General features: G+C 65.6%; 1 protein-coding gene. It reads right to left on the minus strand.

Going from position 1 to position 294, the window contains the following annotated elements; translation table 11 throughout:
- A partial coding sequence (locus EN852_RS39340) for a VCBS domain-containing protein (protein ID WP_135879944.1) occupies positions 1-294 on the minus strand: 294 nt, incomplete at both ends.

Below are 294 nucleotides of genomic sequence, written 5' to 3' on the forward strand. Positions count from 1 at the left end.
GTCGCATTAAGATCGCCGGAAGCAGTGGCGTCGCCTGGCGTGCCGTTGGCGACGCCGCTCTTTTCCGTAACGGACGTGTCTTGGGCGCCGTTGAGCGTTATCACCGCGGCGTCGTTGGTGCCGAGGATGTTGATCGTCACCGTGGTCGGGGTGCCGTCGGCGCTGACCACATTGAAGGTGTCGGTGTAGGTGGTGCCGGCGACGAACTCGTCATGCGCCGAGGACGCCGTATAGGTCCAGGCGCCATCGGCATCGATGGCGAAGGTGCCGTAGAGGCCGGCACCGCCGGCCTCT

It is taken from the genome of Mesorhizobium sp. M2E.F.Ca.ET.209.01.1.1, from assembly GCF_004010375.2.
GTDB lineage: Bacteria > Pseudomonadota > Alphaproteobacteria > Rhizobiales > Rhizobiaceae > Mesorhizobium.